Source organism: Xanthomonas sp. SHU 166 (assembly GCF_000364685.1).
Lineage (GTDB): Bacteria > Pseudomonadota > Gammaproteobacteria > Xanthomonadales > Xanthomonadaceae > Xanthomonas_A > Xanthomonas_A sontii.
The window spans coordinates 1-6,043 of the sequence record NZ_AQOJ01000595.1 but is presented as its reverse complement, the minus strand read 5'-3'; the positions used below and the strand labels follow the sequence as shown (position 1 = coordinate 6,043).

The following is a 6,043-nucleotide window of genomic DNA, read 5'->3' as shown; positions in this document are numbered from 1 at the left end:
GCCGGTTCCTCCGGCCCGCCGCGGCCCGTGCCGCCGCTGTTCCCGCTTCGGCGGGCGGTGGCGCCGCAGGGCCGCGTGCTGCCCTGTCGGCATCGTGCCGGCGCTCTGCCGCGGCCCGCCGTCGCCCATCCCGGATCTGTCTTGAACGCCACTGCCCCCGTTTCTCCCGACGACCTGCCCCTGGCCGAGCGCCTGCGCATTGCCCTGGACCTGCTCGAGGCCATCGCCGCCGACCGACGCGTGCTCGATACCTTGCCGGAGGCCGAGCGAGTGCGCCTGCTGCAGGTGGTCGCCCAGGTCTTCAATCCCGAGCCCAAGGCGCGGCGCAAGCTGCTCAAGGAACAGGCGCGCGAACGCCACCAGGAGAAGGTGCGCAAGGCCGAGGAGCTGCTGGCGCAGACCGGCATCCGCGCGCTGCGGCGCAAACCTGTGTTCAGCACGCCCAACTATTTCCCGCCGCACACCCCGGAAGCGCTGACCCACGCGCAAGCCGTGGCCGAGGCGCCGGCGGCGCATTCGCCCGAGTTGCGCCACTGCTACGTGTGCAAGCAGAAGTACACCGAGCTGCACCACTTCTACGACCAGATGTGCCCGCCCTGCGCCGAGCTGAACTACTTCAAGCGCACCGAGACCGCGGACCTGCGCGGGCGCGTGGCACTGCTCACCGGCGGCCGGGTCAAGATCGGCTACCAGGCCGGGCTCAAGCTGCTGCGCGCCGGTGCCGAGCTGATCGTGACCACGCGCTTCCCGCGCGACTCGGCAGCGCGCTACGCGGAGGAGCCGGATTTCGCCGAGTGGGGCCACCGCCTCCAGGTGTACGGGTTGGACCTGCGCCACACGCCCAGCGTCGAGGCGTTCTGCAGCGAGCTGCTGGCGACTCGCAGCCGCCTGGATTTCATCGTCAACAACGCCTGCCAGACCGTGCGCCGGCCGCCGCAGTTCTACGCGCACATGCTGGCCGGCGAGACCGCCGCGCTGCACGACCTGCCCGAGCACGTGCGCCGGCTGGTGGGCCAGTACGAAGGCCTGCGCGGCCCCGATCTGCTGCCGGCTGGGGGCAACACGCAGATGGCCGGGGCGGGCCAGGGGCGCAGCGGTGCCGACGGCCTGCTGCGCGCCGCGGAACTGTCGCAGGTGCCGCTGCTGGCCGACGACCTGCTCGCCCAGCAGCACCTGTTCCCGGAAGGGCGCCTGGACCAGGACCTGCAGCAGGTGGACCTGCGCGGGCGCAACTCCTGGCGCCTGCTGCTGGACGAAGTGTCCTCGGTGGAACTGCTGGAGACGCAACTGGTCAACGCGGTCGCGCCGTTCGTGCTCAACGCGCGGCTCAAGCCGCTGATGCTGCGCACGCCCGAGCGCGACAAGCACATCGTCAACGTGTCGGCGATGGAGGGGCAGTTCTACCGCAACTTCAAGACCACCCGGCATCCGCACACCAACATGGCCAAGGCCGCGTTGAACATGATGACCCGCACCTCGGCGGCCGATTACCAGAACGACGGCATACACATGAACAGCGTGGATACCGGCTGGGTCACCGACGAGGATCCGGCCGAGATCGCCGCGCGCAAGGTGGAGGAAGAGCGGTTCCATCCGCCGCTGGACATCGTCGACGGCGCCGCGCGCATCGTCGATCCGATCATCCACGGCTTCAACACCGGCGAGCACGTGTGGGGCCAGTTCCTCAAGGACTACGCGCCGACGGACTGGTGAGGCGACGCGCCGCCGCGATCGCGACGGTGCGCGACGTGCGTCCGCGCCCGCGCGCCGCCTAGCCGAGCGTGCGGTCCGCGGCCGTCGTGGCAGCGTTCTCGGCGTCCTTCTCGCGGCCCCAGAACTCGACCAGGATGGTCATCATCGTCCACACGATCAGCGTCGGCTGTACCTTGTCCGGCAGCAGGGCCTGGCCCTTGAGCATCACGTCGATCACCTTCGGCAGTGCCAGCACCATCAGCAGGGTGTAGATCGCGTACGCCACCCGGTGCCGGCTGCTGGAAATGAACAGGATCGAGATGACCAGGCTGGCGAGGACGCCCAGGACCACACCGAACTGCCAGGCGTTGAGGCGCTCGGTGCCGGTGAGCACCAGGCCCAGGACGGCACCGAAGAACATGTTCAGGCCGTTGAGATTGGCCTGGTACTCGTCCCTGGTCATGCGGCCGAGGCCGACCTTGCCGAAAACGTTCCATCCCTTGCGCATGCTCGCTCCCCTTCGCATTGCCGCATCCTGGCGTCGCCACGCCTCCGCTGGCCGCACGCCTCCCCGCCTCCACTGTAGCGAAGATCGCGCGCGTTCGTCGCCTGCCCGCGGCGCGTCGCGTGTCGCTGCGCCACGGCGCGGGAGCCGCCTGCGCTAGCCCAGGGTCTGCAACTCGCCGCGCGGGCCGGTCGGTGTCAGATACAGGTGGCCGAGGCTGATCGGCAGGCGGAAACGGCGCGGCCCGGCACTGCCCGGGTTGAGGTAGAGCACACCGTCGCGGGTCTGCAGCGACGGCATGTGCGAGTGGCCGCTGATCACCACGTCCACGCCGTCGGCGACGTGATCCAGCGTCTTCAGGTCGTGGCGCACGTGCAGGCGGACGCCGTCGATGTCCAGGTCCAGGGTCTCGGGCAGCGCCTGTGCCCATGGCGCGGTGTCGATGTTGCCGCGGATCGCGTGCAGCGGTGCCAGTTCCCGCAGTGCGTCGAGCACGTCCGGTTTGCCGATGTCGCCGGCATGCACGATCGCGGCGCAGCCGCGCAAGGCCGCCAGCGCCTCGGGGCGCAGCAGGCCATGGGTATCGGCGATCACGCCGAGATGCAGCGGTCGAACGGGACGCATCGGTGGCGCTTCCTGGTGCGTGACAGCGTGCAGGCTATCCGTTCGGACGTGGTGGCGTCGTTGCGACCTGCGCGTGCTGGCCTGTTTCGTGAGGCGATGGCGTCAGCGAGCCGAGAGCGGACGTAGAGATCGTATCGACATCGACGCTTGGCGCATGACCGGCGCGTATCGGGATGCACCCGATGTTGCATCAGCGGCAGTTCCGGCGTGGGCGTCGTACCGCTGTGCATTAACCCGCACGTAGCGGCGTGCCGCTCCATGGCGGCATGCGCACGCGGCGTGTTGTACCGTTGCCGCGCGCGCCGCCCGTGCCGTCGCACGACATCGCAAGGCGGTGCCGTTTCTTCTCCAGCAGACTCCGAACGATGACTTCTTCCGCTACGCCCCCCGCCGCCGAGGCCGCGCCGCACGGCGCCGCCGCCGTGTTCCGCGTGGTCACCGGCAACTTCCTCGAGATGTACGACTTCATGGTCTATGGCTTCTATGCCACGGCCATCGGCCATGCGTTCTTCCCGTCGCACAGCGCGTTCGCCTCGCTGATGCTGTCGCTGGCCACGTTCGGCGCCGGCTTCCTGATGCGGCCGATCGGCGCGCTGGTGCTCGGCGGTTACATCGACCGGCACGGGCGTCGCAAGGGCCTGATCCTGACCCTGGGGCTGATGTCGGCCGGCGTGCTGCTGATCGCCTTCGTCCCCGGTTACGGCACCATCGGCGTGCTGGCGCCGTTGCTGGTGCTGCTCGGCCGCCTGCTGCAGGGCTTCTCCGCCGGCGCCGAGCTGGGCGGTGTGTCGGTGTATCTGGCCGAGATCGCCACGCCGGGCCGGCGCGGCTTCTACGTGGCCTGGCAGTCGGCCAGCCAGCAGGTGGCGGTGGTGTTCGCCGCTGCGCTCGGCGTGGCTCTGCACGCGCTGCTTTCCGACAGCACGATGGACAGCTGGGGCTGGCGCGTGCCGTTCGCCATCGGCAGCCTGATCGTGCCGCTGATCTTCCTGATCCGCCGCTCGCTGCAGGAAACCCCGGAGTTCGCCGCGCGGCAGGCGCCGGACCTGGCCGGCATCGCGCGCTCGCTGCGCGCCAATGTCGGATTGATCCTGGCCGGCGTGGGCATGGTGATGATGACCACCGTGTCGTTCTACCTGATCACTGCCTACATGCCGACCTACGGCCGCGCCGAGCTGCACCTGAGCGAGCTGGACAGCCTGCTGGTGACCGGCTGCATCGGCCTGTCCAATTTCGTGTGGCTGCCGGTGATGGGCGCGCTGAGCGACCGCATCGGCCGCAAGCCGCTGCTGGTGTTCGCCAGCGTGGCGATGCTGCTGACGGTGTGGCCGGCGCTGCAGTGGCTGGTCGACGCGCCTTCGTTCGTGCGGCTGCTGCTGGTGGGCGAGTGGCTGTCGCTGCTGTACGGTGCCTACAACGGTGCGATGGTGGTGGCGCTGACCGAGGTGATGCCGGCCGAGGTGCGCACCACCGGCTTCTCGCTGGCCTACAGCCTGGCTACCGCGACGATGGGCGGCTTCACCCCGGCGGTGTCCACATGGCTGATCCACACCACCCACAGCCGTGCTGCCCCGGCGTTGTGGCTGTCGCTGGCGGCGCTGATCGGCCTGGCCTGCACCTTGCTGCTGTTCCGCCGCCAGCGCGGCGCTGGCACGTTCCACGCCGCCTGAGTGCCGCATTGCCTGGACGCGGGGCAGGGCGGCGGCAGTCCGCCCCGCCCTGCGCAACCCGCGCCGGCCTAGCCCAGGTCCAGCGCGGCGGTGAGGTCGCCCGGCACCACGCCGCTGGCAGCGTGCATCGCACGTTCGCGTTCGACCAGGCCCGGCAACGGCTCCAGGCCGAAGCGGCGGGTGATGAAGCGCAGGATCGAGCCGGTGTCGTAGACGCTGTGGTCGACGTGGCCGCGCTTGGCGTGCGGCGACACCACCAGCGCCGGGATGCGCGAGCCCGGGCCCCAGCGGTCGGCCTTGGGCGGGGCCACGTGATCCCACCAGCCGCCGTTCTCGTCGAAGGTGATGAACACGACGGTCTTCTCCCACAGCGGGCTGTTGCGCAGCGCCTCCACCACCATCGCGATGTGGCGATCGCCGGCGGCCACGTCGGAGTAGCCGGCGTGCATGTTGAGGTTGCCCTGCGGCTTGTAGAACGTCACCGGCGGCAGCGTGCCGGCCTGCACGTCGGCGAGGAAGCGGTTCTCCGGGGCGGTGTCGCCCAGGCCGCCGTCGCGCAGCCGTCGCGCCCGCGCCGGCGTGCCCGGGGCGAGGTTGGCGAAGTAGTTGAACGGCTGGTGGTGGATCTGGAAGTTGGGACTGCCCGGGAACTCGCTGGTGTCGCCGGTGTCGCCCTTGCCCTGCACCGCCAGCGCCCAGCCGCCGGCGTACCAGGCCCAGTCCACGCCCTTGGCGTCGAGCGCGTCGCCGATGTGGCGGTGGGTCTGCGGCGGCAGCGTGTTGGGGCTGTTGGGGTCGGCGTAGTCCGGGCGCGTCGGGTCCTGGCTGGTGCTGGGCTGGAACGGCGGGCTCAGGGTATTGATCGCCCAGAAATCCGGGGTCAGCGCGCCGTTGCGCACGAAGCGCGGCCGGCCGTTGAGCGCGGTGCCCGGCGAATCGTCCTGCACCGCCAGGCGGATCTCGTCGGGCCGGTCGCTGGCCAGCACGCTGATCTGCGTCCGCCCCGGGCTGCTGTCGGCCTTGGGGTAGTACGGCGCCTGCGCGGCGATCAGGTACTGATGGTTGAGGAACGAACCGCCGAACGCGCCCATGAAGAAGTTGTCGCACAGCGTGTAGTCGCGCGCCAGGCTCCACAGCCGCAGCGTGGCCGGCGCATCGGCGTAGTGGCCCATCACCAGGCCGCCGGCGTCGCTCCACGCGGCGAAGCCGTCGTTGCGGCCGCCGTTGATCTGCATTTGATTCTCGTAGAAGCGGTGCACCAGATCGCGGGTCACGATGCCGTGCGGCAGCAGCTGGCCGTCCGGCGTGCGCAGCGCGAACGGCGCATTGGGCAGCGGCCCGATCGCGTCCTCGCCGATCTTGTAGCGGCGATGCGCCACCACCTGTTCGTCCGGCGCCAGTCCACCCCAGATCGGCGGCAGGATGTCGAGCACGCTGCCGTCGCGGTCCAACTGCCGCGCCTGTGCCGGCGTCACCTTGGACAGCGGCTGCTGCAACCCGGGGAACTCGGGGAACAGATTGTTGAAGCTGCGGTTCTCGGCGTAGATCACCA

General features: G+C 70.1%; 5 protein-coding genes. 2 read left to right on the top strand and 3 right to left on the bottom strand.

The genetic code is table 11. The features are described from left to right. Nucleotides 1–141 precede the first annotated feature (141 nt). Nucleotides 142–1,713, top strand: coding sequence for an SDR family oxidoreductase (locus tag D180_RS14805; RefSeq protein WP_017913411.1), 1,572 nt, complete (start codon nt 142–144; stop codon nt 1,711–1,713). A gap of 58 nt (nt 1,714–1,771) precedes the next feature. Here the strand turns inward: D180_RS14805 and D180_RS14800 are convergent, their stop codons facing one another. Then, the gene (locus D180_RS14800) at nt 1,772–2,200 is read right to left on the bottom strand and encodes a hypothetical protein (RefSeq protein ID WP_017913410.1); all 429 of its coding nucleotides are present in this window, start codon (nt 2,198–2,200) and stop codon (nt 1,772–1,774) included. A 153-nt stretch (nt 2,201–2,353) separates the two neighbouring features. Next, nucleotides 2,354–2,821, bottom strand: coding sequence for a metallophosphoesterase family protein (locus tag D180_RS14795; RefSeq protein ID WP_043091043.1), 468 nt, complete (start codon nt 2,819–2,821; stop codon nt 2,354–2,356). Between the two features lie 365 nt (nt 2,822–3,186). Between D180_RS14795 and D180_RS14790 the strand changes: the two genes are divergently transcribed. Continuing rightward, nucleotides 3,187–4,491 carry an MFS transporter gene (locus D180_RS14790; protein ID WP_017913408.1) on the top strand — a complete coding sequence of 435 codons (1,305 nt, stop codon included), beginning with the start codon at nt 3,187–3,189 and terminating at the stop codon, nt 4,489–4,491. A 68-nt stretch (nt 4,492–4,559) separates the two neighbouring features. On the opposite strand, the gene acpA is transcribed toward D180_RS14790, so the two are convergent. Next, nucleotides 4,560–6,043 (bottom strand): acid phosphatase (gene acpA / locus D180_RS14785; protein WP_017913407.1); only part of this gene is annotated, 1,484 nt, incomplete at its 5' end.

What these genes read in the sequence shown, in the direction of transcription:
- D180_RS14800 (WP_017913410.1), bottom strand. Translation starts at nt 2,200, where the DNA reads ATGCGCAAGGGATGGAACGTTTTCGGCAAGGTCGGCCTCGGCCGCATG.
- D180_RS14795 (WP_043091043.1), bottom strand. Translation starts at nt 2,821, where the DNA reads ATGCGTCCCGTTCGACCGCTGCATCTCGGCGTGATCGCCGATACCCAT.
- D180_RS14790 (WP_017913408.1), top strand. Translation starts at nt 3,187, where the DNA reads ATGACTTCTTCCGCTACGCCCCCCGCCGCCGAGGCCGCGCCGCACGGC.